This window comes from Cupriavidus sp. 22TCCZM01-5 (assembly GCF_057798915.1).
The window spans coordinates 1-24,810 of the sequence record NZ_JBYOJR010000040.1 but is presented as its reverse complement, the minus strand read 5'-3'; the positions used below and the strand labels follow the sequence as shown (position 1 = coordinate 24,810).

21 protein-coding genes are annotated in these 24,810 nt (G+C 67.5%); 7 read left to right on the top strand and 14 right to left on the bottom strand.

Features of this window, described 5'->3' with window-relative positions; all coding sequences use genetic code 11:
- Positions 1-11: 11 nt before the first annotated feature.
- From AC3FNH_RS27895 to AC3FNH_RS27865, 7 genes are all read right to left on the bottom strand, one after another.
- Complete coding sequence (locus AC3FNH_RS27895) at positions 12-1,643, bottom strand: FadD3 family acyl-CoA ligase (RefSeq protein WP_488722372.1); 1,632 nt, start codon at positions 1,641-1,643, stop codon at positions 12-14.
- Between the two features lies 1 nt (position 1,644).
- Positions 1,645-2,700, bottom strand: a complete 1,056-nt coding sequence (locus tag AC3FNH_RS27890; protein ID WP_276101941.1) for a ferredoxin--NADP reductase — start codon at positions 2,698-2,700, stop codon at positions 1,645-1,647.
- Positions 2,701-2,729: 29 nt separating this feature from the next.
- Complete coding sequence (locus tag AC3FNH_RS27885) at positions 2,730-3,494, bottom strand: SDR family oxidoreductase (protein ID WP_488722371.1); 765 nt, start codon at positions 3,492-3,494, stop codon at positions 2,730-2,732.
- 60 nt (positions 3,495-3,554) lie between these two features.
- Positions 3,555-4,079, bottom strand: a complete 525-nt coding sequence (locus AC3FNH_RS27880; protein WP_276101943.1) for a flavin reductase family protein — start codon at positions 4,077-4,079, stop codon at positions 3,555-3,557.
- A complete protein-coding gene (locus tag AC3FNH_RS27875; RefSeq protein ID WP_488722370.1) occupies positions 4,076-5,830 on the bottom strand; it encodes an FAD-dependent oxidoreductase in 1,755 nt (584 codons plus the stop codon). Before AC3FNH_RS27875 ends, AC3FNH_RS27880 begins: the two co-directional genes overlap by 4 nt.
- Before the next feature lie 25 nt (positions 5,831-5,855).
- Complete coding sequence (locus AC3FNH_RS27870; protein ID WP_276101945.1) at positions 5,856-7,049, bottom strand: flavin-dependent monooxygenase; 1,194 nt, start codon at positions 7,047-7,049, stop codon at positions 5,856-5,858.
- A 183-nt stretch (positions 7,050-7,232) separates the two neighbouring features.
- The gene (locus AC3FNH_RS27865; protein ID WP_488722369.1) at positions 7,233-8,384 is read right to left on the bottom strand and encodes an LLM class flavin-dependent oxidoreductase; all 1,152 of its coding nucleotides are present in this window, start codon (positions 8,382-8,384) and stop codon (positions 7,233-7,235) included.
- A gap of 221 nt (positions 8,385-8,605) precedes the next feature.
- Between AC3FNH_RS27865 and AC3FNH_RS27860 the strand changes: the two genes are divergently transcribed.
- A complete protein-coding gene (locus tag AC3FNH_RS27860) occupies positions 8,606-8,950 on the top strand; it encodes a VOC family protein (RefSeq protein ID WP_488722368.1) in 345 nt (114 codons plus the stop codon).
- 816 nt (positions 8,951-9,766) lie between these two features.
- Here the strand turns inward: AC3FNH_RS27860 and AC3FNH_RS27855 are convergent.
- Positions 9,767-10,954, bottom strand: coding sequence for a helix-turn-helix transcriptional regulator (locus AC3FNH_RS27855; protein WP_488722367.1), 1,188 nt, complete (start codon positions 10,952-10,954; stop codon positions 9,767-9,769).
- Positions 10,955-11,353: 399 nt separating this feature from the next.
- Between AC3FNH_RS27855 and AC3FNH_RS27850 the strand changes: the two genes are divergently transcribed.
- From AC3FNH_RS27850 to AC3FNH_RS27840, 3 genes are read left to right on the top strand one after another with little or no spacing between them, the layout of a single operon-like run.
- Positions 11,354-12,163, top strand: coding sequence for an SDR family NAD(P)-dependent oxidoreductase (locus AC3FNH_RS27850; protein ID WP_488722366.1), 810 nt, complete (start codon positions 11,354-11,356; stop codon positions 12,161-12,163).
- Positions 12,164-12,196: 33 nt separating this feature from the next.
- Entirely contained in the window at positions 12,197-13,198 is a 1,002-nt protein-coding gene (locus tag AC3FNH_RS27845) for an alpha/beta hydrolase (RefSeq protein WP_488722365.1), read from the top strand.
- Entirely contained in the window at positions 13,195-14,307 is a 1,113-nt protein-coding gene (locus tag AC3FNH_RS27840) for a 3,4-dihydroxy-2-butanone-4-phosphate synthase (protein ID WP_488722364.1), read from the top strand. Before AC3FNH_RS27845 ends, AC3FNH_RS27840 begins: the two co-directional genes overlap by 4 nt.
- Here the strand turns inward: AC3FNH_RS27840 and AC3FNH_RS27835 are convergent.
- The 4 genes from AC3FNH_RS27835 to AC3FNH_RS27820 all read right to left on the bottom strand — a co-directional run bounded on the left by AC3FNH_RS27835 (position 14,282) and on the right by AC3FNH_RS27820 (position 18,538).
- Positions 14,282-15,274, bottom strand: coding sequence for an acetyltransferase (locus AC3FNH_RS27835; protein WP_488722363.1), 993 nt, complete (start codon positions 15,272-15,274; stop codon positions 14,282-14,284). The genes AC3FNH_RS27840 and AC3FNH_RS27835 overlap by 26 nt on opposite strands.
- Positions 15,275-15,297: 23 nt before the next feature.
- The gene (locus AC3FNH_RS27830; RefSeq protein ID WP_488722362.1) at positions 15,298-16,089 is read right to left on the bottom strand and encodes an SDR family oxidoreductase; all 792 of its coding nucleotides are present in this window, start codon (positions 16,087-16,089) and stop codon (positions 15,298-15,300) included.
- Between the two features lie 161 nt (positions 16,090-16,250).
- On the bottom strand, positions 16,251-17,420 hold the full coding sequence (locus AC3FNH_RS27825; RefSeq protein WP_488722361.1) for a sulfotransferase family protein: 1,170 nt from the start codon (positions 17,418-17,420) through the stop codon (positions 16,251-16,253).
- Positions 17,417-18,538 carry a DUF1214 domain-containing protein gene (locus AC3FNH_RS27820; protein WP_488722360.1) on the bottom strand — a complete coding sequence of 374 codons (1,122 nt, stop codon included), beginning with the start codon at positions 18,536-18,538 and terminating at the stop codon, positions 17,417-17,419. The genes AC3FNH_RS27825 and AC3FNH_RS27820 overlap by 4 nt, the downstream gene beginning before the upstream one ends.
- Before the next feature lie 156 nt (positions 18,539-18,694).
- Here AC3FNH_RS27820 and cysD point away from each other — a divergent pair, with 156 nt between their 5' ends.
- Together cysD and cysN are read left to right on the top strand one after the other, a co-directional pair.
- Positions 18,695-19,648 carry a sulfate adenylyltransferase subunit CysD gene (gene cysD, locus AC3FNH_RS27815; protein WP_488722359.1) on the top strand — a complete coding sequence of 318 codons (954 nt, stop codon included), beginning with the start codon at positions 18,695-18,697 and terminating at the stop codon, positions 19,646-19,648.
- Entirely contained in the window at positions 19,648-21,570 is a 1,923-nt protein-coding gene (gene cysN / locus AC3FNH_RS27810) for a sulfate adenylyltransferase subunit CysN (RefSeq protein WP_488722358.1), read from the top strand. Before cysD ends, cysN begins: the two co-directional genes overlap by 1 nt.
- 59 nt (positions 21,571-21,629) lie before the next feature.
- Here the strand turns inward: cysN and AC3FNH_RS27805 are convergent, their stop codons facing one another.
- Together AC3FNH_RS27805 and AC3FNH_RS27800 are read right to left on the bottom strand one after the other, a co-directional pair.
- The gene (locus tag AC3FNH_RS27805) at positions 21,630-22,040 is read right to left on the bottom strand and encodes an Hsp20/alpha crystallin family protein (protein WP_488722357.1); all 411 of its coding nucleotides are present in this window, start codon (positions 22,038-22,040) and stop codon (positions 21,630-21,632) included.
- Positions 22,041-22,064: 24 nt separating this feature from the next.
- A complete protein-coding gene (locus tag AC3FNH_RS27800) occupies positions 22,065-22,505 on the bottom strand; it encodes an Hsp20/alpha crystallin family protein (RefSeq protein ID WP_276101958.1) in 441 nt (146 codons plus the stop codon).
- An 807-nt stretch (positions 22,506-23,312) separates the two neighbouring features.
- Between AC3FNH_RS27800 and AC3FNH_RS27795 the strand changes: the two genes are divergently transcribed.
- On the top strand, positions 23,313-24,446 hold the full coding sequence (locus tag AC3FNH_RS27795; RefSeq protein ID WP_488722356.1) for a helix-turn-helix transcriptional regulator: 1,134 nt from the start codon (positions 23,313-23,315) through the stop codon (positions 24,444-24,446).
- The last annotated feature ends 364 nt before the right edge of the window (positions 24,447-24,810 follow it).

Sequence of the window (24,810 nt, the reverse complement as noted above, 5' to 3'; positions counted from 1 at the left end):
TCCCCCGCTTCTCAGGCTTCCCGCAACTGATACTTCAAGACCTTGCCCGCCGCGCTCACGGGCAGCGAAGTCACGAACTGCACCTCGCGCGGCACCTTGTAGTTGGCCATGTGCCTGCGCGCCCAGACGATCAAGGTCTCGGCGTCCAGCCGTGCGCCATGACGCAACACCACGTAGGCGCGCCCGACTTCGCCGAGCCGCTCGTGCGGCATGCCGACGACCGCGACCTGCGCCACCGCCGGATGGGCCACCAGCAGCTTTTCCACTTCCGCCGGGTAGCAGTTGAAGCCGCCCACGATGAACATGTCCTTGATGCGATCCGTGATGCGCAGGTAGCCACGCGCGTCGAGCGTGCCGACGTCGCCCGTATGCAACCAGCCATCGGCATCGATGGCTTCCGCGGTAGCCTCAGGCAGGCCGAAGTAGCCCTGCATCACGTTGTAGCCACGCACCAGCACCTCACCAGCCTCACCCATTGCAACCGGCTGGCCCTGCGCATCGACGCAGCACAGCTCGATCCCGGGCATGGCGCGCCCCGATGTACCGGCAACCGTTTCGGCATCGTCGCCCGCGCGGGTCAGCGTGGCAAAGCCACACGACTCGGTCAGGCCGTAGCCGGTGATGACCGTGTCGAAACCCAGTTCGTCGCGCATGCGCTGGATCAGCACCGGCGCGATCGCCGAAGCGCCGGTCACGGCAACGCGCAACGAGGACAGGTCGAACTCGCGCAGGCGCGGCGCATTCAGCAGCGTCTGGTACAGCGTCGGCGGCCCCGGCAGCACCGTGATGCGCTCGTTCTCCACGCGCGTCATCACGGCTTCGGCGTCGAATACCAGGTGCGGCAGCACGGTGGCCCCGCGCGACAGCGCCGCAAGCCAGCCGGCCTTGTAGCCGAAGGTATGGAAGAACGGGTTGACGATCAGGTGGCGGTCGCCGGCCCGCACGCCCGTGATCGCCGCCCACCCGTCGACGGCACGCAGGTTCTGCGCGTGCGCGGTCATCACGCCCTTGGGCCGCCCGGTGGTGCCGGAGGTGAACATGATGTCCATGAGCGTGTCGCCGCGCACGCCGGCTTCGCGCTGCGCGAATGCGGCCGTGTCCACCTGCTGCGCCAGTTCGAGGAAGTCATCCCACGCCAGCTCGCCGTCGCCCGGCGCCGTACCCCGCCCCGGCCGCAGGATCACCAGGCGCTCCAGCGTGGCCGGCCGGTGCGGCGCCAGCATCTGCGGATAGCGCTCGCCGAGGAAATCGTCGACGCAGAACAGCAGACGCGCGCCGCTGTCGGCCAGCACGGCCGCGGCTTCCGCGCCCTTCATGCGCGTATTGAGCGGCACCAGCGCCGCACCCACGCTGTGCGTGGCCAGCGCGGCGATGATCCATTCCGAGAAATTCGGCGCCCATACCGCGACCCGGTCGCCCGGCTGCACACCGAGCGCCATCAGCGCCCGGCCCGCCTGGACCCGGCACGCATCCAGCCCGGCGTAGCTCAGACGCAGCCCGTCTTCCTGGATGGCGGTGCGTTCGCCGTGGCGCTGCGCCGCGCGCCGCACCAGTTCGGGAATGGTCGCGGCAGGGTCCTCGTGCCCGGCGGCGTCGAGGCCGGCGGACGCCGCAATGGCATCAATGGTGTCGGAGGCAGTCATGTCAGTCCGGGAACTTCAGGTGGATCTCGTCGCTCGCCGCGCGCGCCTGGCAAGCCAGGGTCCAGCCAGCCTCCAGGTCGGCGCGGTCGAGCACATGGTTTTCGCCGAGCGACACGTCGCCCCGCGTCACCTGGCACATGCAGGCGCCGCACAGCCCGGCGCGGCAGGAATTGGGCGCCGGCACGCCGGCGCGCTGCAGGGCGTCGAGCACGGTCTCGTCCGGCGTCACGCTGACCTGGTGGGTCGCGCCGTCGAGCTCAACGGTCAGTGCCGCGCCCCGCATGGCGGGCGCAGGGGTGGCCGCATCCATCACGGCCGGTTGCGCTGGCGGTATTGCCACCGGCACATCGGGCAGGGACAGGAAGCGCTCCACGTGGAGCTTGCCGCGCGGCACGCCGAGTTCCTGCAGCGCAGCCTGGGCCGCGTCCATGAACGGGGCCGGGCCGCACACAAAGCATTCCGCCAGGCTCCAGGGCCTCACCAGTTCTTCCAGCTGGCGCTGCGTCGGCGGCCCCTGCACGCTGTCCAGCCAGTGGACCACGCGCAGCCGGCCCGGATGGCTGCGCGCCAGCGCCGCAATCGTTTCGGCGAAGATGATGGAGCGCTCGTCGCGGTTGGCATAGACCAGCGTCACCGCGCCGCGCCCGTGGCGCAGCGCCGCCTTGGCGATCGACAATACCGGCGTGATGCCGCTGCCGCCGGCCAGCAGCAGGAAATCGCCATGCAGCGTGGGCGGCGTGAAGACGCCGGCCGGCGCCATCACCTCGACCGTATCGCCCGCGCCAAGATGGTCGCAGATCCAGTTGGACACGCGCCCGCCCTGCACGCGCTTGATCGTCACGCGCAGGGCGTGGTCGACCTCGGGCGTGCTCGACAGCGAATAGCAGCGCTGCAGCGGCTTGCCGTCGACGGGCACGCGCAGCGTCAGGAACTGCCCCGGACGGTAGGCAAAGGTATCGCGCAAGCCGTCGGGCAGCGCAAAGACCAGCGAATGCGCCTGCTCCGTTTCCGTGACGACTTCGGCGATCTGCAGCCGATGGTATTGCACTGGCGCCATGGATGTCCTTCTATAGCTGAGGTGCGGCGTCAGGCCACGCCCATGATGGTCTGCGCGTTGTCGATACGCAGTTCCGCGCCATTGATGAAGCGCGATTCGTCGGAGGCTAGGAACAGCACCAGGTTGGCCACGTCGCGCGGATGGCACATGCGCTGCATGGGCTCGGCGCCGCCGATTTCCTCGGGCAGGGCTGCGGCGCCGCCAGGCAGGAAGGCCGCGGTCATCGGCGTCATGATGCCGTCCGGATGGATCGAATTGCAGCGCACCTTGTAGCCGCTCTGCTTGCAGTGGCCCGCCACCGCGCGCGTAAGCGCGGCCACCGCCCCCTTGCTGGCGCTGTAGGCGCAGAACGCGCCCATGCCGCCGAGCGCCGCCACCGACGACATATTGACGATGCTGCCGCCGCCCGCCTTCATCGCGGCAACGCCGTACTTGCAGCCGAGGAAATAGCCGTCGGCGTTGATGCGCAGCACGCGCTGCCATTGCTCCAGCGTGGTGTCCTCGACCGTGCCGAGCATCAGGATGGCCGCATTGTTGACCAGCACATTCGGTGCGCCGAAGCGCTGCCCGGTGCGCGCCATCACCTGCTGCCAGCCGGCTTCGCTGGCAATGTCGTGCTGCACGAACAGCGCGGTCTCGCCGATCTCGCGCGCCAGCGCGTGGCCGGCTTCCTCGTTGAGGTCGGTCAGCACCACGCGCGCGCCTTCGCGCGCCAGCAGCAGGGCATCTTCCTTGCCGACGCCGCTGGCGGCCCCGGTGACGATCGCGATCTTGCCTTCAGTACGTCGGCTCATGGGACATCTCCTTGTTGGTGTGTGCCCGCCGCCCACCGGCAGGCTGTTGTGTCAGGTGGCTCAGGCCGGGCACGGCGCGCCCAGCGGCGCCGACGTGGTATAGGCGCCGTCGACATAGACCAGCGGCGACACCTCGCCCGCCAGCCGCACCTCGCGCAGCCGTCCGATGAAGATCGCGTGCGTGCCGTAGTCGAAGCGGCCGTCCTGCAGGCACACCAGGTTGGCCTGGGCGTCGCGCAGGCACGGCACGCCGAGCAGGTCGTCTTCCCACTCGCCGCTGGTGAAGCGCTCCTCGCCCTTGAGGCGGCCGCTGCAGTCCACCGCGATATCGCGGTGGTCGGCGGCCAGCAGGTTGATGCAGAAATCCGCGCCGGCATCGAGCGGCGGGTAGATCGACGAATTCCGGTTGATGCAGATCAGCAGCGAAGGCGGATCCGCTGACAGCGAATCGACCGCGGTCACGGACATCGAATAGCGGCGCTCGCCATGGCGGCAGCTGATGACCGCCACCGAGCGCGCCATGCGGCGCATCGCCTTCAGCATGTCGTCGCGCAGCGCGGTGCTGGTTTCGGGATTGGCGCTCATGAGGCCTCCTGTACGGTTTGAGCGTGGGGCACGGCGGCCGGCTGCGGCGCGCGCTGCGAAAGCAGGTCGGCCGCGATAAAGCCGAAGGTCATGGCGGGGCCCAGGGTAGAGCCCGCGCCGGGATAGCTGGTGCCCATCATCGAGGCACTGGTATTGCCGATGGCGAAGAGCCCGGTGATTGCGCTGCCGTCCTCGCGCAGCACGCGCGCGCCGGCGTCGGTCACCAGCCCGCCCTTGGTGCCGATATCGCCGGCGTCGAGCCGCACCGCATAGAACGGCGCCTTGCCGATCGGGGCCAGGCACGGGTTCGGCCGCACCGTTGGGTCGCTGTAGTAGGTGTCGAAGACGTTGTCGCCCTTGCCGAACTCTTCGTCGACGCCGGTGGCGGCGTAGCGGTTCATGCGCGCGACGCTGTCGGCAAGCCCGTCGGCATCGACGCCGATCTGGCTTGCCAGTTCGGCCAGCGAGCCGGCACGCACCAGGATGCCGGACAGATCGGCCGGAATGCTGCGGTCCGGCATGACCGAGCCCGGCAGGATCGGCCCGCACGGATACTTGTGCCGGAAGGTGGCGTCGAACACCATCCACGCCGGCACGCTGCAGCCGGTCTTTTCATGGTCGCGATACATGGCGGGCACGAACTCGGAATACGGCGCGGCCTCGTTGACGAAGCGACGGCCCAGCCCGTTCACCACCAGGCAGCCCGGCATGGCGCGCTCGATGAAAAGCGCGCGCTGCTTCTCCTCACCCTGCACATGCACCGTGGGCGCGCCCCAGACATGGGACATCAATGCCACGCCGGCGCCGGCAGCCTGTCCGGCGCGGATGGCGTCGCCGGTATTGTTCGGCGGCGTGGCGCTCCAGTCGGACCGCGTCGGCTGCGGCAGGTACTGCTCGCGCATGGCCTGGTTGCGCTCGAAGCCGCCGGCGGCGAGGATCACGCCACGTGATGCGCGGATCTCCACCGCGCGCCCGCCCTGCAGCGCGCGCACGCCGCGCACCGCGCCGTCTTCCACGATCAGGTCCTGCAGCGCGGTATCGAGCCACAGCGGAATCGCACGGTCCATCATCGCCCGTCGCAGGCCGCCGGCCAGGCTGTTGCCGAGCGTGAGGCGGCGATCGCGCCGGGTCTTGCGGCGCCAGCCAATGTCCAGCCAGTAGCGGGCGAACTGGCGCACCGCCAGGCCGAACCAGCCGGGTGAGCGGCACAGCAATGCGTGCGCCTCGCCCGAAGTCACGGCCACGCGGCCGCCCACCAGCGTGCCTGGCGACGGCGGACGCAGCCGGTCGAATTCCTCGCGCAGCCGTGCGCCGTCGAACGGCATCGGGTCAAGCGCGCGGTAGCCGGGCATTGCGCCCGGTTCCTTCTGGAAGTAGTCCGCGTAGCGCGGCAGCGTGTAGTAGCGCACGCCGGCCTGTTGCTCGAGGTACTGCAGCATGCGCGGCGCGTGCTCGAGGTAGGCGCGGATGCGCTGCGGGTCGCCATGCTCGCCGGTGCAGGCGAGCACGTACTCGAGCGCCTTGGCATAGTCGTCCTGCCCGCCGGCCGGCGCGATATGGTGGTTCATCGGAATCCAGATGCCGCCGCCGGACACCGCCGAGGTGCCGCCGTACTGGCTGCTCTTTTCCAGCACCACCACCGACAGCCCGCGGTCGGCGGCGCGGCAGGCGGCCAGCATGCCGCCGGCGCCCGAGCCGACCACCACCACGTCAAACTCCGTCGGCTGCATGCGCGCTGTGCTCTGGGTCATGATGGGCTCCCTTGCCTTGGCGGCTTCAGATGAAGAAGTCGGTGTTGGCGCGACCCATCATCACGCCGCCCAGGTTCTGGCCGAAGCGGTCCAGGTTGTTGGCGTAGTGGGCACGTGCGGCGTGCAGGTCCAGGAAGCGGCGCACCATCGGGTTGCTGCGGTAGATGCCGTTGCCGCCGGCGTAGCGCAGCAGGCCGTTCGCAAGCTGCGCGCAGCGTTCGGCCACCTGCGACGACTGGTAACGGAAATGCAGGCGGCGCGGCGTCGGCAGCTGGCCGCCTTCGCGCGCGACGGCGAGCAGTTCGTCGAAGTTGCGTTCGAGGATGGCGCGCATCTCGTCGACGGCCACCTGCGCATTGGCGCAGGCCAGTTGCGCGCCGCCGTCCTCCGCGGTCTTGCTGCCGCCGTTGCTACTGACGCGGCCGTCGGCGTAGCCGATGAAATCGTCGAGCGTGCCTTCCAGCGCGCCGATGCACGCGGTGCACACGGCGCGCACGAAGATCTGCGCGAACGGCAGGCGGTACAGCGGCGTGTCGTTGATCGCCAGGCCCGGGCTGGTGCCCATGGCGCCATCGACGGCGCGGTGGGTACGGTAGTCCGGCACGAACACGTCATCGACCACGATGTCGTGGCTGCCGGTGGCGCGCAGGCCCAGTACGTCCCAGTTGCGCACGATCTTGTAGTCGGAGCGCGGCAGCAGGAAGGTGCGGTAGTCATGGGCACCGCCCGGTTCGGCCGGCGGCACCAGGCCGCCCAGGAAGATCCAGTCGCACAGCTCGCTGCCGCTGGAGAACTTCCAGTGGCCGGAGAAGCGGTAGCCGCCTTCGACCGGCGTGACCTTGCCGACCGGCATATAGGTCGAGGCGATCAGCGTGGCGGGATCGTTGCCCCACACCTCCTTCTGCGCGCGTTCGTCGAACAGCGCGAGCTGCCAGTTGTGCACGCCGACCACGCCGTAGACCCAGGCCGTGGACATGCAGCCCCTGGCCAGGGCCATCTGGATGCGGAAGAAGGTCTGCGGGTCCAGCTCGTAGCCGCCGTAGCGGCGCGGCTGCAGCACCTTGAAGAAACCCGCGGCCTGCATCTCGGCGATGGTTTCGGCGGGGATGCGCCCTTCGGCTTCTGCCTGTCCGGCGCGTCCGGCCAGCGCGGGAATCATCTGCTCGGCACGCGCGATCAGGCTAGCGGCCAGGTCCTTGGGGTTGTTGTGGTGAGGCACCGCGGGTCTCCTTGTGGTCTTGTCTTGTGCTGGCGTTGATGTTTGCACCGGGTGGGCCGGGTGCCATCGTCTGATGGGACTAGCTGTCTTTGCGATCTGGCGTGTGGCACTTCGTGGCGGCGCTGGCCCTCTCCCGCAAGCGGGAGAGGGTCTCGCCCCCACGGGAAGCAAACGCTTGCGCGCTCAGGCCACCGCGCTCAGCTTGCGGCCCTGCTTGCGGAAGTGCGGAATCACGTGCTCGCCGATATTGCGGATGGTTTCGAGCTGCGCCCATTGCGGCACCGTGCCCATCTGGCAGATGAACAGGATCTCGTCGGCACCGGCGTCGATCAGGCGCTGCACGTAGCCTATGCAGTCATCCACGGTGCCGTAGGCGTGGTTCGGGTTCAGCATCATCATCGACGGGTCGCTGAAGTCCACCGAGACCTTCTCGGATGCGAACCTGGTGTTGATGACGGCCTTGCCCTGCGCGTCAGTGGCGGTGACATGCTCGTCGTCCCACTTCGACGGGTCGGGGCGCTCGCCGCCGGCGTACCAGTACGACAGCGATTCCATGAAATAGCGCTGCCCCGTGATGCCGATCTTGCGCGCGGCCAGGCCATCGTCGAGCACGATGGTCGGGCACAGTGCCGCCAGGTGCTGGTGCGGGCGGAAGCCGACCTGGTCCTCGGCCTTGCGGCTCGCCCACGCGCTGCGGTAAATCTCGTTCTTCTTGGCGACATCCTCGGGGCCGCCGAAGCCGAGCACCAGCGCGCCCATGCCGCGCGCGCCGGCGCGTTGCAGCGTGTCGGCATTGGTGCAGGCCAGGTACATCAGCGGGTGCGGGTCCTGGCGCGGCTTCGGGTGGATCGGACGGCGCGGGATCTTGATGAACTCGCCGTTGTGCTCGATCTCGTCCTGCGTCATGATCTTCGGGATCAGGTACATCGACTCGTCGATCATCGGGTGCAGGCTGTTCAGGTCGTAGCCGAAGGTGCCGGCCTCCTGCTGGGTGCCGCCCTTGCCCACGCCGAAGTGCACGCGGCCGCCGGAGAGGATGTCGAGCGTGGCGATGCGCTCGGCCACCTTGACCGGATGGTTCATCGCGGGCGGCAGGCATACCACGCCGTGGCCGATGCCGATGCGCTGCGTGCGGCCGGCGACGAAGGCCAGGAACGTTTCGGGCGCGCTCATGTGTGCGTAGTTGGTCAGCGCGGTGTGCTCGACCGCCCAGACCACGTCAAAGCCCATGTCCTCGGCCAGCACCACCTGTTCCATGATTTCATCGAACACCTTGTGGTCGCCGGCGCGCGAGGCATCGACGGTCTGTGCTTCATAGATCAGCGAAAAACGCATTGCAGTCCCCTTCCCTGGCATTGATGGTTCAGGACCGCCGCCGGGACGCCGCCGGATGCCGCGCCTCGGGCCGGAAGCGGCCTGTGTGCTTGCAGTGTGGTCGGCGCAAGGCGTTGCAACATCGTCTGATTGGATTATGAGCACTCGATGGCGCATCCCTATCATTGGCTGCGGGCCTCAGTTCAACATCACGCCCGTTCATCGAAGGGACCAAGGACATCATGCAAGCCAGACTATTGCTTTACCCCGTCGCGGATATCGACACCGCGCTGCCGTTTTTCACCGAAGGGCTCGGGCTGCCCGTGAAGTTTCGCGACGGCGACCGCTATTGCGCGCTCGATGCGGGGGCGTTGACGCTGGCGCTCGTGGCCGGCGAAGAGAGACTGGTGGAGCAGCCGGCGCTGGCGTTCAGGGTGGAGGAAGGACAGGAGATCGACGCAGCCATTGCGCGGCTGGTGGATGCCGGTGCCATCGTGACACTGCCCGCGGCGCAGGGTCCGCATGAGACGCGCGCGGTGCTGCAGACCCTGGAGGGTTTTGCGTTGGTGCTCAGCGGGAAGTATTGATTGGTGTGGCGTGCTTGGCCGGCGTCACTGTTTCGCCGGCGTCGCCGGCGGGGGCTTTGTGGCTATGACTGGCTCGTCGTGCTTGGCGGGCGCCGCTGTTTCGCCGGCGTAGCCGGCGACCTACTTCTTGTCCGAGCGACAAGAAGTAGGCAAGAAGCGCGTCGCCTGGCGGCTGGCCATCAACGATACGCTTCTTGTGTTCAAGCGGCTTTGGTCTCGCGAGGCTTGGTTGCCCGTTCGACCCTGCTACGCATAGTGATTCAGAACCAGTGCCTGCGATAACCGGCTCTTGTACGATCCCCATGTAGGGCTCGGGTACAGCGTTCCAACAGCGTCAGTGGTCGGACGCCTTCGGCTGCGCTGCGCGCGCGTCCTAGTCGGTCGGCCACAGGCATCAACGTCGCTGGCACCGAAGGTCTGTTCCCTCGCGCATGGCGATGCGCGCGAGCAAACTGCTGGGGGATGAGTTGGCTGCGGCCTGCGTGCCCAGGCTACTGAGCCGCGCGTAGCGCAGCCGAAGGCGATGATGCGATACCTGCCAGGAGCAGGGACCACGGACAGTTTCGGGGCTCGTTCAATCAGCGCTCTAATCCTGCCCACGGACGTGCACCACGCGGCAGGCAGCCGGGCACACTCTGAAGCCCATACCCGTACAACACCCGCAGCACACTACGATCAATATTCGCCCGCTAGGGCAAGTAAACGCGCTTTTTGGTTACTTTTTGTCGCTCGGACAAAAAGTGACTCGCCGGCTACGCCGGCGAAACAGCAGCGCCCACCAAGCACGACAACCCATTCCCCCCCAAGAACCGTCCTTCATCCCAACGAAATCACACTACTCAACAGCATCCGCACCAACGTAGCCTGACGGGTCACGCCAGTCTTGGAGAAAATCGCCCGCAGATGCGCGCGTGCCGTGTTCTTGCTGATACCAAGTTCGTCAGCCGCTTCATCAAGCGTAAGCCCGTTGGCAAGCTGCAGCGCCAGCTGCGTTTCCGCCGGCGTGAAATCAAACAGCTGGCGCACCACGTCGTGGGAAGCCTGCGAGCGCCGCTCCGGATCACGGATAAACACCACGCACGCCGGACGCTTGCGATTGTCCTCCGACCACTCGCTGAGCGGGATCGTGCGGATCAGCACGCCCAGCCGGGCGTTGCCCGACGGGCGCGTGATCGACATCGCTTCCATCAGCGCCGGCGTGGTGCCCAGGTGGCCCATCATCGCCTGGCGCAGCAGCCGCTGGAACTTGCGGTTCTCCTGGCCGTATTCCACGTCCAGCCCGCCCTTGGAGATGCGGATGCCGTCCCTGGCGCCAAGGATCTCGTCGGCGGCGGCGTTGGTCTTGATGATGGTGCCGGATTCGTCGAGGATCACCATGCCGACCAGCATGCGGTCGATGGCGCTGGCATAGACGGTGCGCTCCGATTCCACCACGTCGATGCGCGAGTGCAGATCCACCGCGCGCTTCAGATGCGGCAGCAGCGCCGTGCACAAGGCCTTGTCCGCGGCGGAGAAATTCGGGCTGTCGATATTGCGGCACAGGCGGAAGCGGCATTCCACGCCGTCATCGGTGCGCAGGTCGGCACCGAGGATGTAGCGGATGCCAACGTCCTTCAGGAACTGCTGGTAGATCTCGCTCTGACACCACACGCCCGGCCCGAGGTGTTCGTCGATCGTCACCACGCGGTCCGACGGCAGGCCGATGAAGGGATCGAGCGCGTAGTAGTAGTTGTTGTAGGAGGTCTCGCCCGCAAGCGTCGAGCCCCCGTGCTCGGACACATTGACCATCAGCCCGGGCCGGTCGGTGGCCGGCGAACGCAGGATCAGCGTGGCGTAGTTGGCGTTGAGCTGGCGGCGGATGTGCTCCAGCGCCTTGCCCCAGGGCACCTGCTCCATCGGGCCCTGGTAGATGTCGCCCAGCAGCGCGCTGAATTCCGACAGCGACACCGTCGTTTGCGCGAACAGGTGTGCGGCGGCCTGGTTGTGGCTAACCTCCATCAGCATTTCCTCTGTCTCCATTGTGGCGTGCGCAGCGCCCCGGGCATGCCGGACGGCTGGCCTGCTGCGGGCTCTCTGGCCCTTTTTTGTGCCCCGATTATAGGGACGGCAAGGGGTCGCGGCTTGCCCCTTGCCTCCATGGTTTGCCCTAGTCGAAACCGGCTCCGGGTGCGGGCCGGACTAGTCTCGCGGGACAGGGCAAATCGTCACGCGCCCGCGGCGCGAAGACATACTCCAAACAGACTAAGGACAGACCCAGGCTTACCTGGCCAAGGGCAAACCCTAGCCATCGCATGGCGCCCCTGCGCCCTACCCAAACAGACGATGCCACGCCGGCGTGCCGCCGCTAAAAGACAGCCATGGGCGTCGATCCGCGCCGCCCTCTTTCCACGGAGAACGACCACCATGGCGGCAAACCCGCGGCTGCAGGCCGCAGTAATCACCGGAGCGGGCGGCGGCATCGGCCGCGCGCTGGCACAGGCCCTGGCCGCGCAGGGATATGCGCTGGCGCTGGCGGATATCGACGCCGATGCGCTCGAAGCGACGCGCGCGGCGCTTGCTGCCCAGGGGGCGACCGTGATCGCCATTCCTACCGATGTGTCCGACGCGCGGCAGATCGAGCACTTGTGCGCCGAGAGCTTCCTGCGCCTGGGCCATGTCGACCTGCTCATCAACAACGCCGGCGTGCTCGCCACCGGCCGTTGCTGGGAACTGGCGCCGGAGGTGTTCGAGCGCGTGCTGCGCGTCAACCTGTGGAGCGTGCTGCACGCGCTGCGCTGCTTCGTGCCGCGCATGGCGGCGCAAGGCTCGGGTCATATCGTCAATATCGCGTCAATGGCCGGCCTGGCCGTCGGACCATGGCTGGCGCCCTACACGCTGTCCAAGCAGGGCGTGGTCGCACTGAGCGAAGGGCTGGCGCTGGAACTGCAGGCGGCCGGTATGCCGGTCAAGGTGTCCGTGGTCTGCCCCGGCCCGGTGGCCACCAGCATCGCGGCGGACCTGAACGGCGCCGGGCCGGAGGAAGTGAACCAGATGAACGGTGCGCTGCGCGGCGGCATCGCCGCCGGCCTGCCCCCTGACGAGGCCGCGCGCGTGATCCTGGATGGCGTGGCGGCCGGACAGTTCTGGATCCTGCCGCACGAGCAGGCCGTGCACGCGGCGATGGCGCGCGCGCAAGGCATTGCCGCCGGCACACCGCCGGCATTTTCGCTCTGAAGCAGACTTCCCCGATACATAGCAGGAGACAAGATGCCGCTCGATCCTCAGGCCCGCGCCATGCTGGAGGCCATGGCCGCCATGCCCCGCCCCGACTTCACAACGCTGCGCGCCGCCGACTACCGCGCCGCGCTGGCGGCCATGCCGGGCTTCGCGCCGGGCGATGCCATCGCCGCGCAACAGGACCTCACCATCGAGGGTGCCGACGGGCCGCTGCCGGCCCGCCTTTACCGGCCCGACCATCGGCCCGACCATCGGCCCGACCATCGGCCCGATGACAGCGCGGGGCTGCCGCTGGTGGTCTATTTCCACGGCGGGGGCTTTGTCCTGTGCGGACTCGATTCGCACGACAACATCTGCCGCACCCTCGCGCGCCGCAGCGGTGCGCTGGTGTTGTCGGTGGACTACCGCCTGGCCCCCGAGGCACGCTTCCCGGCCGCCGCCGAAGACGCTGTCGTGGCCGTGCGCTGGGCCGCCGCGCATGCGGCGCAACTGGGCGCCGACCCGGCCCGGATTGCCGTGGCCGGCGACAGCGCCGGCGGCAACCTTGCCGCCGTGGCATGCCAGCAACTGCGTGGCAGCGGCATCGCGCTGCGGCACCAGCTCTTGCTCTACCCCTACCTGGACTGCACCGACGCCGCCACCGGCAGCGCCAGCTATCGCGCATGCAGCGAGGGCTACTTCCTCAGCGCGGCGGAACTGGACTGGTACCGCGCCCAATACCTGGCCCATCGCGCGGACGCCGCCGACGTGCGCGCCAGCCCGCTGCACCAGCGCGACCTGCACGGCTTGCCGCCTGCCACCATCATCACCGCCGAATTCGACCCGCTGCGCGACCAGGGCGAAGCCTATGGCGAGGCCTTGCAGCGTGCCGGCGGCAGCGCCACCGTGCGGCGCTGGCCCGGCCAGTTCCATGGCTTCATGAGCATGCAGGGCGCAATCGACGCCGCGAGCGATGCGCTGGATGCGACGGCGGCGGCACTGCGCCAGGCCTGGAGTGACAACAGCAGTGCTAGCCGCCAGGAGGCAGCATGAGCGCGGCCAACGTACTGCCGCCGATGGCCGACGCTATGTCAGACGTACTGGCGGCACTGGCCGCGGGCCAGCGCGCGGTGGTGATCGAAGACGAAACCGACGAAGCCACCGGCTGCGTACTGGTCGCGGCCGAGCGCGCCACCGAGGCCGACGTCAACTTCATGGCCGCCGAGGCGCGCGGCCTGGTGTGCATGGCGATCACCGAAGCGCGCCGCCAGCGGCTGCAACTGCCGCCGATGGCGGCCAACCAGCGCCAGCGCGAACGCTACACGGTGTCGATCGAAGCGGCCACGGGCGTCAGCACCGGCATTTCCGCCGCGGACCGGGCCCTGACGCTGCGCGTGGCGGCAGCGGCGCATGCGCAGCCGCACGACCTGGTGCAGCCGGGCCACGTTTTCCCGGTGGTGGCACAGCCGGACGGCGTGCTGCGCCGCGCCGGCTTCGCCGAGGCCTGCTCCGACCTGCCCAGGCTGGCAGGACGCGTTGCGGCCGGTTCGTATGCCATGCTGCTCGACGATGACGGCGACCTGCTGCGCGGCCCCGGCCTGCTGGCCTTTGCCCGGCGCCACGGCCTGCCGGCGGTTTCGATCAGCGGGCTGATCCACCACCGCCTGCTGACCGAAGGCTCACTGCGCCGCACGCACACGCGCGAACTCGACACGCCTTACGGGCGCTTCACGGTGCATGCGTACCATGACGCGCCGGTCGACGCGCTCCATCTCGCGCTGGTGCTGGGTGCGCCCGATCCGCGCCAGCCCGTGCTCACACGCGTGCAGACCGTGGAAATGCACCGCGACGTGCTGGCCTTCGGCACGCCGGCGCTGCCCGCCTGGAACCTGGAACGGTCGCTCGCGCGCATCGGCGCCGAGGGCTGCGGCGTACTGGTGCTGCTCGATGAGCGCGAATCGCCGCAGCAGCGGGTGGAGCGGCTGGCGGCGCCGCCATCGGCCGCACCCGCGCCGGCGTTCGCGCAAAGGGCACTGGGCGTCGGGGCGCAGATCCTGCGCGACGTGGGCGCGCATAAGCTGCGCCTGCTCAGCCATCCGGTGCCGTACCGCGCCGTCACCGGATTCGAGCTGGAGGTTACCGAGTTTGTCCCGCCGGCCTGATCAGGCCAGGCCCGCCAAAACAATCGGCAAAGCTGCGGGTGAAACGGTCCACATCGCTGTCGGCCAGGTGGTTGATGCCACCGGCCAGGCGCCGGCCGCCGCCGGTCTCGAAGCCGCGGCAAAAGTCCACCGCGCTGGTAGCGCAGTGCGCCGGCACCCGCACGCTGACGGCAAAGCCGCCGCCGGACTTCGGCGACAGCAGGCCAATCGCATCGCCGGGGCGCCCGCGCACCAGCTCATTGGCCAACACACCGATCGCGCGCCGCGCCCATGGCGCGTCGGGCAGCACCAGCAGCGCGGCACCGGGCACCTCATGCGCGGGCGACAGCCGCCGCGCGTGCGCCATGTCTTCCTCGTAGCCGTCGCACAGGGCCGCATAGGCGCCGCATTGCGCCGCGAATGCCAGGGGGTCCTCGAAGGGCAGCATGTGGAGCGCCAGGTCGGCGGGATCGAAATGCAGATCCGCCAGGCACTCGCCATAGGCGTTGTAGTTCAGGCAAGTGCCCAGGCGCTCCAGCATGGCGATCTGGCCAGCATCGAGCCCTGACTGCGCCGCCAGCGCCCGGGCCACGGCAGCCAGGTTGTCGCCGAACGCGGCGGTGATTGCCCAGCGCCGGTGGCGCCCGCCGAGGTGGCGGTCGACCAGGATGCTGGTGCAGACCTCGGGTCCCTCGTCGATATGGGCGCGCAGGCAGCCATGGGCCGGCACTTCGCCGGCATGGTGGTGGTCGAAGTACTCCACGCTGGCACCGGCCGCGAGCAAGCGCAGCAGGCCGTCGCGGTTCTGGTCGAGCGAGATGTCGAGCGCGGTCACCGAATCGCCCGGCACGGCGTCGATGCGGTCGAGCAGCCGGATATCGCGCTTGACGCCGGTGACCAGGGTGACGTCGCCAGGGTTAGCCAGGCGCTGCTGCTGCTGCGCGCACAGGCCATCGGCGTCGCCGTTGAAGGCAATGTAGCGGGTCATGGCAATGGCTCAGGGGTCGTGGGTCAGGGCATGAAATCGCCGCCGTTGGCATCCAGGGAGGCGCCGGTGATCGCCCGGGCATAGTCCGACACCAGGAACAGCGCCGCGCGCGCGCAGTCATCGTCCGTCGGCATGCGGCCCAGTGCGATCTGCGAAGCCACGGGTGCGATGATAGCGTCCTCGCTGACGCCTTGCTCGGCTGCGGCATGGCGCACGTAGCCCTGCACCGGCGCGCCCCACATCCAGCCCATGAACACGCTGTTGGCGCGGATGCCGTGCGGACCGAGTTCGCGCGCCAGGTACTTGACCGCCACCGCCAGCGCGCCCTTGGACGCCGCGTAGCCCGATTCGCCGGGCATCGGCTTGCGCGTGGCCTGGGTGTTGATCATCACGATGGCGCCGCCGCCCTGCGGTTTCATCAGCGCCGCCACCTCCTGCGTCAGCGTCATGGTGCCGAACACGTTGGTGTCGAACACCTGGCGCCAGACATCCAGGTCTGCGGCCTCCACCGGCTCGGGGAAATTGCCGTGCTGGAAGGCGCTGTTGACCAGCGCGTCGATCCGGCCGAAGCGGCGCATGGTCTCGGTGGCCAGGTGGCGGGACTGGGTGCGGTCGGTGATATCGGTCACGACCTTGAGCACTTCGCAGTCGGCACCCAGGGCGTCGATACGGGTCTGGGCTTCGTCCAGTTTCGCCGCGGTGCGCGCGGCGATGGCCACGGCGCGGGCGCCTTCGCGTGCGGCTTCCACGGCGAGCTTGATGCCCAGTCCCGGGCCGATGCCGGACACGATGACGGTTTTGTCTTTTAGTAGCATGGTGTTGTCTCCTTCAGAGTTTTGGATCTTTTGGGTTCTTCGCGGGATTGTGGTGATGATGGGGTTGTCGTTCTTGGCTAGCGCTGCTGTTTCGCCGGCTTGGCCGGCGGGGTTTCGTGGTGGTGACTGGCAACCCCCAATCCACCAAAACCCCAATCCCCTCAATTGCGATTCAAAATATGCCTTCCCCGGTAGCCAGCGAAGTCGCGCTCAAGCTGCACCTGGCTCAGGCCGAACTGTTCCGGCGTATAGGCATGCGCCGCCCGCTGGTTGCGCGGATTGCCTTCCATCCATGCCCACATTCCCGCGCGCGCGGCTTCGGTCAGCGGCATGCCTCCAAAGCGGTAGACCGCGCGGGCCACGCCGAAAGGATCGCTCACCGTGTCCTCGAAGCGCACGTCAAGAAAACGGTCGGCCGGCAGCCCGTCGCGCACGGCCATGGCGTGCTCGGTGCCGCGCCGCATCTGCTCGCTCCACTGCCGCCCAACGGTGACGGCATCGGGAGCATCGGCGTACATCTTCCACAGCGTATGCGCCATGCTGGCCATCGACGGTATCGTCTGCGTAGGATCGCGGTGGGTCAGGACGACCTGCGCGCCCGGGAACACCTTGAACAGGATCTCAAGCGTATGCAGGTGCTGCGGCGTCTTCAGCACCCACCGCTGCGCCGGTGCCTCGCCACGCTGCCGCTTCTGCCATTGCAGGAACTGCAGCATGGTCTTCAGGTAGGCATAGACTTCGGTGCGGTCCTGGCGCGCCAGCCACGCGGTGTAGGCCGGCACGTTGGCGTAGGAATCCATCGCGCACAGGAAGGAATGCTCCATCAGCATGAATTCCTCGTCGGCCGCCATGGCGTCCAGCGGGTGGATGGCGAGGATGTCCGGGATGAAGCGGATCATCTGCGCGACTTCCTCGCGCGCCAGCGCAATGCGCTGGCCGGGGTCGCCCACGTCCTCGCCGGGCAGCGGCGCCGGGTAGCGGGTTTCCCACCACGCCGCGGAACAGAAGCGCGCGTCCGTGGCCAGCATGCGCTGCAGCAGCGTGGTGCCGGTGCGCGGCAGGCCGACGATGACCAGCGGGTCTTCCACGCGCTCCTGCAGGATCTCCGGATGGCGCTTGCAGTAGTCCTGAATCACCAGCCGGTTCACCAGTTGCGCCTGCAGCTTGCCTTCCAGCAGTTGCACGCCCTGCGGCGACAGCCTGGCCTCGCGCGCCAGCGAGCCGGACAGCACCTCCAGTGCCTCGCGGTAGTTGCCCGGGCCGAAGTCGGTCAGTCCACCGGCCTGCTGGCTGGCCTGCGCGAGCAGGCGCTCCACATTGATTGCATTCATGCCTTGTTCTCCCTGAGGTTCTCCCTGAGCGATACAAGCTTGACCACACGCGTGCGCGGATGCACCGGCTGCGCCGCCCCGACCCAGCGCCAGCACATGGTGCCGTTGCCATGGCCGGCGGTCTCCAGCCAGTTGGGCAGGCCCGGGTCGCGCGCGCCGAGGATGACGGTGACGCCGCCGTTGGCATCGAGGCGGGCGCTGTGCTTGTTGATGCAGATATCGTGGTAGCGGTAGTCGAGCGATTCCATCCAGTAGTTATTGACCTGGAAGTTCCAGAACTCGCACGCCGGCACCTGCTCGACCTCGATCACCAGCGCCTCGTCGTCCGCCAGCTGCCAGCTGGAGTGGTAATAGAAGATGTTGGGATCGCCGCCGGCCGCCTGGCACACCGCCTGGTCCGCCGGCGGCAGGGCATTGACATGGCCGCCGTAGCCCTGCGCCCAGTCGGCGAACACGCGCGCGGTGCCCTCGACAAAGCCCGCGGCGCGCAGCAGGCCGGCGTGCAGGCGCTCCGCACTGATTGCGGGCGGCTTGCCGCTGCCGTCGAGACGCTCGATATGCAGCTCGGCCGGCGTCTCCGCCTTGCGGTCCAGGAAGGTCTGCCGCACCACCAGCGCATTGGTGGCCGGCTCCATCCGCACCCAGTTGCCGTCGTGCGGGCGCGCGCTGAGGATGAGCTCGAAGCTGCCGTCCGCGTCCACCGCCAGCTTGTTGCTGTCGATAAAGCCGGTCTGGATCATGCGCCCGTCGGTTTCGTAGCCGCCTTTCTGCGTGCCGAAGCTCAGGTAGGCCACCGTGCCGCGGCGGCCGCGGACGCGGTACTCCGCATTGCCGTCCAGCCGCGCGTAGCGATAGAGATTGTCCGGATTGTCCGCGCCGATCTTGGCGGTCTCGTGCGACGGCGAGAAAAAGCCGGGAAACGCCGGATCGGCGAATTCCACATGCATCTCCAGCGCAATGCGCAGCAAGCGGCTCAGGTAGCGGAAGCCCTCGGCGCGCGTGAGCGCGTCGGATGGCGCCTCCGGGCGCAGGATCTGCTGTCCGCTGCGCCTGAGCACTTCGCAAAACTCGGCCCAGGTCTGGCCGCTCAGCAACTGGTCTTCGGCGGAGGTCGCCATCTGCCTGCTCCCGTGGTTCGTCGGCGAAGCAACGATACCCAGCGCAGGGCAGGCTCAGCCTCGTCCGGGCGGACTAGGAAATGCGCGCCCCGTCCCGCCATTTCTTAGTCCGCCCGGACGAAGTGGCGCAGGGCCCCGGCTCGCTACCTTTTGCCCATGCCAGGCCACCGCAAGATCCCTGCACGGGGCCGGCGCAACCAAGAGGAGATCCCGATGTTGACCCACCTGGAGCAACTGGAGGCGGAGAGCATCCACATCATGCGGGAGGTGGTGGCGGAATGCGAAAACCCCGTCATGCTCTATTCCATCGGCAAGGACAGCGCCGTGATGCTGCACCTTGCGATGAAGGCCTTCCATCCCGCGCGGCCGCCGTTTCCGCTGCTGCACGTCGATACCACGTGGAAGTTCCGCGAGATGATCGCGTTCCGCGACCAGACGGTCGAGCGCCTGGGCCTGGACCTGCGCGTGCATATCAACCCCGAAGGGCTGGAGCGCAACATCAGCCCCCACGAGCACGGCTCGGCCGTCCATACCGACGTGTGGAAGACGCAGGGCCTGAAGCAGGCGCTGGACCACTATGGCTTCGATGCCGCCTTCGGCGGCGCACGCCGCGACGAGGAGAAGTCGCGCGCCAAGGAGCGGGTGTTCTCGGTACGCACCGCGCAGCACCGCTGGGACCCTAAGATGCAGCGCCCCGAACTCTGGCACCAGTACAACACCCGCAAGCGCAAGGGCGAAAGCCTGCGCGTGTTCCCGCTGTCGAACTGGACCGAGCTGGACATCTGGCAATACATCTATCTCAACGACATCCCGATCGTGCCGCTCTACTACGCCAAGGAGCGGCCCGTGGTCGAGCGCGACGGCACGCTGATCATGGTCGACGACGAGCGCCTGCCGCTGCTTGCGGGAGAAACGCCGCAGATGCGCAAGGTCCGTTTCCGCACGCTGGGCTGCTACCCGCTCACGGGCGCGATCGAAAGCGAGGCCGACACGCTCGGCGGCATCATCCAGGAAATGCTGCTGGCGACCACGTCGGAGCGCCAGGGACGGCTGATCGACAGCGACTCGGCCGGTTCGATGGAAAAGAAGAAGCAGGAGGGATATTTCTGATGGAAACCCTGATCGACAATGCGCCCGCGATGGCGCAACCGGACGGCGCACAGGGCGATATTGCCCACTACCTGCGCGCCCAGCAAAGCAAGAGCCTGCTGCGCTTCATCACCTGCGGCAGCGTCGACGACGGCAAGAGCACGCTGATCGGCCGGCTGCTGTATGAATCGAAGATGCTGTTCGAGGACCAGCTGGCCCAGCTCGAAGCCGACTCGAAGAAGATGGGCACGCAGGGCGAGAACCTGGACTTCGCGCTACTGGTGGATGGCCTGGCCGCCGAGCGCGAACAGGGCATTACCATCGACGTGGCCTACCGCTTCTTTGCCACCGACAAGCGCAAGTTCATCGTCGCCGATACGCCCGGGCATGAGCAATACACGCGCAATATGGTCACTGGCGCCTCAACCGCCGACCTGGCCATCCTGCTGGTGGATGCGCGCCGCGGCGTGCAGACGCAGACACGCCGCCACAGCTATCTGGTGTCGACGCTGGGCATCCGGCGCGTGGTGCTGGCGGTGAACAAGCTCGACATGGTGGACTACTCGCGCGACGTCCACACGCGTATCGAAAAGGAGTATCGCGAGTTCGCGCAGCAGATCGGCCTGACCGATATCGTCTGCATCCCGATGTCGGCGCTGCGCGGCGACAACATCACCGCTCCCAGCGCGAATACGCCGTGGTACCAGGGCCCGACGCTGATGGACCATCTGGAAAGCGTGCCGATCGACCATGTGCCCGCGCAGGACGAGTCGTTCCGGCTGCCGGTGCAATGGGTCAACCGCCCCAACCTGGACTTCCGCGGCTTTGCCGGCACGGTCAGCGCGGGCGAGATCCGCCGTGGCGATCGCGTGCGCGCGCTGCCTTCCGGCCGCGAAAGCCGCGTCACCGCGATCGTCCGCGCCGACGGGGAATGCGAGTACGCCATGCGCGGCCAGGCCGTGACGCTGACGCTGGCCGACGAGATCGACGTCAGCCGCGGCGACGTGCTGGCGTGCGCGGAAAACCCGCCCGCGGTGGCCGACCAGTTCGAGGCCACGCTGGTGTGGATGAACGAGGACGCCATGCTGCCCGGGCGCCCCTACCTGCTCAAGCTCGGCACGCGCACCGTGGGCGTGACCGTGGCGCAGCCCAAGTACAAGGTCAACGTCAACACGCTCGAACACCTGGCCGCGCGCACGCTGGAGCTGAACGAGATCGGCGTGTGCAACCTGCACCTGGACCAGCCGGTGGCGTTCGATCCCTACGCGCGCAGCCGCGAGCTGGGGGGCTTCATCCTCATCGACCGCCTCACCAACAACACGGTCGGTGCCGGCATGCTCCATTTTGCGCTGCGCCGGGCGCAGAACGTGCACTGGCAGGCGATCGACGTGGACCGCCGCGCCCACGCCGCGCTCAAGCGCCAGTCGCCGCGCATCGTCTGGTTCACCGGGCTGTCCGGCGCGGGCAAGTCAACCATCGCCAACCTGGTGGAGAAGCGCCTGCACGCACTCGGCCACCACACCTATCTGCTCGACGGCGACAATGTGCGCCACGGCCTGAACAAGGACCTGGGCTTCTCCGAGGCGGACCGCGTCGAGAACATCCGGCGCGTGGCGGAAGTGGCAAGGCTGATGCTCGATGCGGGACTGATCGTGCTGGTGTCGTTTATCTCGCCGTTCCGTTCCGAACGCGAGATGGCACGCACGCTGGCCGGCGACGGCGAGTTCGTCGAAGTCTTCATCGATACGCCGCTGGCGGTGGCCGAGCAACGCGATCCCAAGGGCCTGTACCGCAAGGCGCGCCGCGGCGAGCTGAAGAACTTCACCGGCATCGATTCGCCTTACGAGCCGCCTGAGCGGCCGGAACTGCGCATCGATACTACGGCCGATACCGCGGAGCAGGCGGCGCAGCGGATCGTAGCATGGCTGCGGGACAGACCTTAAGCGATTCAAAGAACGGAAACAGCGGTGCCAAGCCGCACCGCTGCTCCGCATTGGGCCCGTCAGCCAGCTGACACTTCGATTCGCCGAGGCTTGGCCTCTTCGCGGCGCGGGACGGTCACCTTCAGCACACCGTCCTGCAGGTTTGCCTCGATGCCAGCAGCATCCAGGTCAGCACTGAGCGTAAAGGTACGTGCATAGCGCGGCTGGCGCACCTCGGCATGTTGCACGCGCAGACCTGCCGGGGTAGGCACTACAGCTTCGCCCTCGATGCGCAGCTGACTGTCATGTACGTGCACTTCCAGCTTTTCCCGCGGCACACCTGGCAAGTCTGCCCACAGCACGACGCCGCTGGCGGTTTCGTAGATGTCGACCGCCGGGACCAGCGTCGTTGCCTGTGCGGTGTCGCGGCGCTGCGCAACCGCGCCCTGTCCCTGTTGCGTGTTCTGCGTGACTTGGGTGGAATCATTCATGGCTCGCTCCTTGACATCGATCATTTAGCTGACAGTAATGGCCCGCGGACGCGAGGTCTCGCGCTTGCCGACGCTGATCGACAGGCAGCCGTTGGCGTAGCGCGCCTGCACCTTGTCGGGATCGGCCGACTGCGGCAACTCGATCACACGGCGGAAACTGCCTGAGAAGCGCTCCTGCGCGTAGGCGCGCGCTTCGGCATCGCCCTCCGGCCGCGCCGCGGTGCGCTCGCCGCTGATCGTGAGCAGCCCCTTGTCGATCGACACGTCAATCTGGTCGGCGCGCATGCCTGGGGCGAATACGACCACCTCGATGGTGTCGTCGGTCGTGCCGATATTGACCGGGGGAAATGCCCCGAAACGCCCGGATCGCAAGCTCGATGGGAACCCGCCGAACAGGCTCGCCATCTGCCGTTGCATCCGGTCGAACTCACTGAACAAGTCAGTGCCGAAATAATATTCACTCATGGTTAGGTCCTCCTTCCAGTTAGCACGGATGGCGCCGGCCATTGCCACATGGTTGCCTGCCACCCGCTGGCACACCCGGTGGTTCATGCCGCTCGCACGGCTGCGGCGGCTTCGCAATGCTTATCTAGGGCCCTGTGGGGAGATTTCAAGACGTCAAGAACGCAGGCGACTGAAGTACACGTTCAAGTACTTTCCGGGAGCTGCGGAAGTCTTGCGTTGCTGCCTGTGCGGCAAAGCCGGCTGTGAATGTGTATTAACAACTGCCGCGAAGGCGCCAATCCGCCTAGGCTTCTCGCCCGACGACGATCGTGCCGTCAGCCTTGCCTTGTGGCTTTATATGGCCATTTAACTCTACGACCAAAGCGCGATGCCGCCGTTGGGCAGCGACTGTCTCTCGAAGAGCGGTCAGAAGCTGGCGCGCAAAGGTTGTGTCATGGCCATCCGCACCCAGCTCTCTCACGAGCGCAATTTGACGGCGTACGCGCGCGCGGCCGTCCGCTATGTATCGATCGCAAGTTGCAAGATCCATCCGGCTCTCCGGATAACATCCTCCTTTGAGGATACATCCGCCTGACCAGACACGGGCCGTCACAATGGTTCCTTTCAGGACGGCCGGACAAAGAGAGTCAGCAGGCTACGTCGTCTTCGCAAGCATCATAGTTTCCAGCAACTATTCCCGATAGCATCCATCGTGGCTGCGGGAGAAACCCTAGGCCGAACGGACGATGAGGCGGTGGCCTCGGTCGGTACGATGGGAACGGCGGGATGCCCGCTTTTCCTGTTGCCCTGCATCGAGCCACCGTCATCATGCTTCCAGACTCCCTGCCGGCCACCGAACTCAGCGCCCTGCTCGCCCAGCTCTACCAGGGCCCGACCGAGGACATGCCCTGGGCGGGCTTCCTGGAAAGCATGCGCCAGCGCCTGGGCGCCGTCTTCGTCACGCTGGTGCTGCGCCACCCCGCCAGCAACCGGCCCGGCCTGATCGTCAACGCCTCCGGCTTCGGCCCGCACCTGCCGGGCGAGCCCGCTTACAGCGAGCGGTATTACGCGCTGTGCCCCTTCCTGGACCTGCATCCGGACCGTCTCTTCAGCGCCGACGAACTGTTCGGCGAAGCCGGCTGGCTGGCGCACCCCTTCTATACCAAGTACCTGGAACCGCTCGGCCTGCGCTATATCCTGGCAGCCAACCTGGTGACGCCGGATGGCGTGGAATGTGCGTGGTTCGTGAGCCGCGGCCATGCCGGACAGGACTTCGGCGAAGCCGAGAAGGCACTGCTGCTCGGCCTGCTGCCACACCTGAAGCGAGCGGTCGACCTGCATGCCGCGCTCGACACGCTGCAATCCGAGCGCGCCCTGTACGCGGAAGCCGTGGACCGAATGCTGGTCGGCACCATCATCCTCGACGAGCATGGCAAGGCGATCCGCAGCAACGACGTCGCCGGCCGCCTCCTGCGGGAGCGCGACGGCCTCTATCTGTCAGACGACGCGCTGCACGCGCACTGCCCGGTGGAAAGCCGCAGGTTCCGCAAGATCCTCGAAGACGCCGCCCAGGCCCATGCGCTGGCCGCGCCGCGCAGTGAAGTCACCACGCTGAGCCGTCCCGCGGCACCCACGCCGCTCAGCGTACTGGTGCGCCCGATCCCGCTCAGGTACCGCACCGAAGACAGGGCGCGCCGCCCCGCGGTGGTAGTGTTCATCCGCGATCCGGCAGGCACGCCGCGCAACCCGCACGCCAGCCTGCGCAAGCTCTTCCACCTGACGCCGACAGAAATCGAACTGGCCTTGCTGATGGTCGATGGGCTGACCCTGGATGAAGCGGCCGTTCGGCTTGGGGTCAAGAAGAACACGGTGCGGGCCCACCTGCGCGGGATCTTCGCCAAGACCGGGGCGACGCGGCAGGCGGTGCTGGTGAAGATGCTGCTTTCGAGCGTGGTCCTTTGAGGCGGGCTAACGTAGGCAATTGAGGCTCAGCGTTGGTTCTTTCCTGGGCTGGAGGTACCAGTTGGGGATTGCGGGGAATGGGTATTGATGGGGTTGTCGTTCTTGGCAGGCGCTGCTGTTTCGCCGGCGTAGCCGGCGAGTCACTTTTTGTCCGAGCGACAAAAAGTAACCAAAAAGCGCGTTTACTTGCCCTAGCGGGCGAATATTGATCGTAGTGTGCTGCGGGTGTTGTACGGGTATGGGCTTCAGAGTCTGCTTGGCTGCCTGCCGCGTGGTGCACGTCCGTGGGCAGGATTAGAGTGCTGATTGAACGAGCCCCGAAACTGTCCGTGGTCCCTGCTGCGACCGACATCGTGTAATCGCC

What these genes read in the sequence shown, in the direction of transcription:
- AC3FNH_RS27895 (WP_488722372.1), bottom strand. Translation starts at nt 1,643, where the DNA reads ATGACTGCCTCCGACACCATTGATGCCATTGCGGCGTCCGCCGGCCTC.
- AC3FNH_RS27865 (WP_488722369.1), bottom strand. Translation starts at nt 8,384, where the DNA reads ATGCGTTTTTCGCTGATCTATGAAGCACAGACCGTCGATGCCTCGCGC.
- AC3FNH_RS27800 (WP_276101958.1), bottom strand. Translation starts at nt 22,505, where the DNA reads ATGAGTGAATATTATTTCGGCACTGACTTGTTCAGTGAGTTCGACCGG.
- AC3FNH_RS27845 (WP_488722365.1), top strand. Translation starts at nt 12,197, where the DNA reads ATGCCGCTCGATCCTCAGGCCCGCGCCATGCTGGAGGCCATGGCCGCC.
- AC3FNH_RS27855 (WP_488722367.1), bottom strand. Translation starts at nt 10,954, where the DNA reads ATGCTGATGGAGGTTAGCCACAACCAGGCCGCCGCACACCTGTTCGCG.
- AC3FNH_RS27875 (WP_488722370.1), bottom strand. Translation starts at nt 5,830, where the DNA reads ATGACCCAGAGCACAGCGCGCATGCAGCCGACGGAGTTTGACGTGGTG.
- AC3FNH_RS27850 (WP_488722366.1), top strand. Translation starts at nt 11,354, where the DNA reads ATGGCGGCAAACCCGCGGCTGCAGGCCGCAGTAATCACCGGAGCGGGC.
- AC3FNH_RS27805 (WP_488722357.1), bottom strand. Translation starts at nt 22,040, where the DNA reads ATGAATGATTCCACCCAAGTCACGCAGAACACGCAACAGGGACAGGGC.
- AC3FNH_RS27840 (WP_488722364.1), top strand. Translation starts at nt 13,195, where the DNA reads ATGAGCGCGGCCAACGTACTGCCGCCGATGGCCGACGCTATGTCAGAC.
- cysN (WP_488722358.1), top strand. Translation starts at nt 19,648, where the DNA reads ATGGAAACCCTGATCGACAATGCGCCCGCGATGGCGCAACCGGACGGC.
- AC3FNH_RS27860 (WP_488722368.1), top strand. Translation starts at nt 8,606, where the DNA reads ATGCAAGCCAGACTATTGCTTTACCCCGTCGCGGATATCGACACCGCG.
- AC3FNH_RS27890 (WP_276101941.1), bottom strand. Translation starts at nt 2,700, where the DNA reads ATGGCGCCAGTGCAATACCATCGGCTGCAGATCGCCGAAGTCGTCACG.
- AC3FNH_RS27830 (WP_488722362.1), bottom strand. Translation starts at nt 16,089, where the DNA reads ATGCTACTAAAAGACAAAACCGTCATCGTGTCCGGCATCGGCCCGGGA.
- AC3FNH_RS27880 (WP_276101943.1), bottom strand. Translation starts at nt 4,079, where the DNA reads ATGAGCGCCAATCCCGAAACCAGCACCGCGCTGCGCGACGACATGCTG.
- AC3FNH_RS27825 (WP_488722361.1), bottom strand. Translation starts at nt 17,420, where the DNA reads ATGAATGCAATCAATGTGGAGCGCCTGCTCGCGCAGGCCAGCCAGCAG.
- cysD (WP_488722359.1), top strand. Translation starts at nt 18,695, where the DNA reads ATGCCAGGCCACCGCAAGATCCCTGCACGGGGCCGGCGCAACCAAGAG.
- AC3FNH_RS27795 (WP_488722356.1), top strand. Translation starts at nt 23,313, where the DNA reads ATGCTTCCAGACTCCCTGCCGGCCACCGAACTCAGCGCCCTGCTCGCC.
- AC3FNH_RS27835 (WP_488722363.1), bottom strand. Translation starts at nt 15,274, where the DNA reads ATGACCCGCTACATTGCCTTCAACGGCGACGCCGATGGCCTGTGCGCG.
- AC3FNH_RS27885 (WP_488722371.1), bottom strand. Translation starts at nt 3,494, where the DNA reads ATGAGCCGACGTACTGAAGGCAAGATCGCGATCGTCACCGGGGCCGCC.
- AC3FNH_RS27820 (WP_488722360.1), bottom strand. Translation starts at nt 18,538, where the DNA reads ATGGCGACCTCCGCCGAAGACCAGTTGCTGAGCGGCCAGACCTGGGCC.